This window comes from Halorubrum sp. AJ67 (assembly GCF_000513435.1).
In genome coordinates, this window is the sequence record NZ_CBVY010000008.1 from 86,994 (window position 1) to 89,479 (window position 2,486).

3 protein-coding genes and 2 pseudogenes (1 of these 5 only partly in view) are annotated in these 2,486 nt (G+C 64.4%); 3 read left to right on the forward strand and 2 right to left on the reverse strand.

Annotated elements, in window-relative coordinates; all coding sequences use genetic code 11:
* Positions 1-191 (forward strand): annotated as a pseudogene (locus BN903_RS08625) (hypothetical protein); the annotation flags it as partial.
* A 138-nt stretch (positions 192-329) separates the two neighbouring features.
* Here the strand turns inward: BN903_RS08625 and BN903_RS08630 are convergent.
* Together BN903_RS08630 and BN903_RS08635 are read right to left on the reverse strand one after the other, a co-directional pair.
* Positions 330-518 (reverse strand): hypothetical protein, encoded by a 189-nt coding sequence (locus BN903_RS08630; RefSeq protein ID WP_048077360.1) that lies wholly within the window; start codon positions 516-518, stop codon positions 330-332.
* Positions 519-729: 211 nt separating this feature from the next.
* The gene (locus BN903_RS08635; RefSeq protein WP_048077361.1) at positions 730-1,839 is read right to left on the reverse strand and encodes a GTP-binding protein; all 1,110 of its coding nucleotides are present in this window, start codon (positions 1,837-1,839) and stop codon (positions 730-732) included.
* Positions 1,840-2,017: 178 nt separating this feature from the next.
* On the opposite strand from BN903_RS08635, the gene BN903_RS08640 reads away from it, so the two are divergent.
* Positions 2,018-2,218, forward strand: coding sequence for a hypothetical protein (locus BN903_RS08640; protein WP_048077362.1), 201 nt, complete (start codon positions 2,018-2,020; stop codon positions 2,216-2,218).
* Between the two features lie 75 nt (positions 2,219-2,293).
* Positions 2,294-2,486 (forward strand): annotated as a pseudogene (locus tag BN903_RS08645) (CapA family protein); it runs 617 nt beyond the window's last position.

Genomic DNA, 2,486 nt, shown 5'->3' on the forward strand with positions numbered 1-2,486 from the left:
CGACGACCGGACGGACAGGTTGGGCTACGCGAGTCGGCCTGTTCGGCCTGTGTGTCAGTCCGATGGCGTTCGCACAGTTCTACGGGCGACACGGTGCGACGACGCTCCCGTTCGTAATCTTGTTCATGGGCGTCATCGCGTTTCTGCTCTTCGTGGCGGAGGCCCAGCGACAGACCGAACGCGTCCACTGAAACGCGCTGTCAAGGACACCCGACAGGTCTGAAGACTCCGCGATACCGACTCCGGCGGGACCGTACAAACCGGGTGCCGGCTTTGTTGAAATCGACAGCAGTTGCTGTTTTACGCCCGCAACCGCTCAGTACGGCTCTCTACGGATCGATGTGGTGTACCGCTTCGGGGGACAGGAGTCGGTCGGTGGGCAACGCAACCCATCCGTTCGGGAGAACACGAACCTCGCCTCGGTGAAGCACCTGCTCCTGTTCGAAATCGCCGTACACGGTCGCGTTCTCGTAGTCGATCAACAGCTGATCTGGGATCTCGTCCGGTGCGAGGACCATATTCGACCGACCGCTTCTTCGAGGATAGGTCTTCTCCCGGCCCGAAACGTGGCCACTCCTCGCGCTTCAGCGACCAGCCCGTTCCAGCAGGAGTACGTCCAAAGAATAGCGTTTCAACGGATCTGACGCAGCGTAAACCCCGCTGTCTGCGACTGGCAGCCGGTTCACCGCTCTGAACAGAAAACCCGCGCCCGAACCTACCGATGTCGACTCACTTTCGCGCGACGATCCGGAGCACGTCCTCGTCGGCCAACTCGTGGCTCTTCCCGACCTGCTGGTCGTCGTGTTTGGCGCTCTCACCGGACACCCGCGCGAACTTGAACCGCTCGTCGAACTCGCCGCCGATCTTCGTACAGGCGTCGCCGACGGTGTCGCCCTCGAAGAGGATGAGCGGCTCCTCGTAGTCGACGCCGCGCCCCGGCTTGTCCATGTATATCCGAATAACGCCGAGTTCCTCCCAGAGGCGCTCCTTGAGTCCGTCGAGACCGAGGCCCTTCTCGGCGGAGATGAAGAGCACGTCGTCGGGGTCGAGGTCGCGCTCGCGGAGCTCCTCTTTCACGGTCGGGAGGTAGCTCTTGTCGATGAGGTCTGCCTTGTTGACGGTGACCATCGACGGGAGATACTCACGATTATCCATCACGGCGTCGACGAGTTCGTCGATCGTGAGGTCGTGGGGAATCGTGACCTTCGCGTTGACGTAGCCGTACTCGCGGAGCACCTGCTTGACGGTCTCCTCGTCCAAACTCACCTCGTCGCTCATCGTCACGCCGAGCCCGTCCTTGTGCGTCTTGCGGATGTTGATGTTCGGCGGCTCCGTGTCCAGCCGGATGTTGGTCGCGTACAGCTCCTCGCGGAGCCGGTCGTACTGCTCGATCTCGAAGACCGAAAGCATGAACACGACGAGGTCCGCCGTCCGGACGACGGAGAGAACCTCCTTGCCGCCCCCGCGGCCGCCCGCGGCACCCTCGATCAGGCCCGGCACGTCGAGGATCTGGATGTTCGCGCCGCGGTACTTCAGCATTCCCGGGTTGACGTCAAGGGTGGTGAACTCGTAGGAGCCGACCTCGCTGTCGGCGTTGGTGAGGGCGTTGATGAGGGTGGACTTGCCGACGCTCGGGAACCCGACTAAGGCGACCGTGGCGTCGCCGTGCTTCTCGACCGCGTAGCCGTGGCCGCCGCCGGCGGAGGACTGGTTCTCCAGCTTCTCCTTTTTCTCCGCGAGCTTCGCCTTCAGCCGCCCGATGTGCGCCTCCGTTGACTTGTTGTAGGGCGTCTCGGCGATCTCCTCGCGGAGGTCTTCGATCTCCTCCTCCAGTCCCATTACCCGTTTCTCGGCCGGTCGCGTCGTTAAAGGTGTTCCTTCGGGTCGCCGGGGCGGTCCCGAGGTTCGGCCGCGACGATAGCCGACCGCGAACCCCGGATCTCCGCCGCGAGAGTGGTTGGCACGTCGATACTTCGACACGGTTATATCGGCGACGAGCAACTCTCAGACACGCCGAATGCCAGATCCGTCGAGCCTTCGAGACAGCACGCAGATCGTCCTCCCGCGCGGCGCGCTCGAGGGCCACCGGGAGTGTCTCGAAGACCGGTTCACGGTCACCATCATCGAGATGCCGGAGCGGTACCGGATCATCGGCAGCCCGGTCGAGATCAAGGCCGCGAGCGACTACCTCACGCGCAACGGCGTCGCGGTCGCGTGACGCGACGGTCAGGGCGGTCCCCGTTCTCACCCCGTTCGGAGCCTTGAAGTCACCGCTCGCCGAGACCACGTGACGATGGTCTCTCGTCGGGCGCTGCTCGCCTCGGGTGTCGCCGGAGCCACCGGAATCGCCGGCTGCGCCGCGTCTCCATCCGGTTCCGACGACGGCGCGATCGACGCCGACGCGGCCGACGGAGACGCCACGCGGATCGGCTTCGTCGGCGACCTGATGCTCGGTCGCAGCGTCGCCGACCGCTGGGCCGACGCCG

Coding starts and splice junctions, on each gene's coding strand:
- BN903_RS08630 (WP_048077360.1), bottom strand. CDS start 518: ATGGTCCTCGCACCGGACGAGATCCCAGATCAGCTGTTGATCGACTAC.
- BN903_RS08635 (WP_048077361.1), bottom strand. CDS start 1,839: ATGGGACTGGAGGAGGAGATCGAAGACCTCCGCGAGGAGATCGCCGAG.
- BN903_RS08640 (WP_048077362.1), top strand. CDS start 2,018: ATGCCAGATCCGTCGAGCCTTCGAGACAGCACGCAGATCGTCCTCCCG.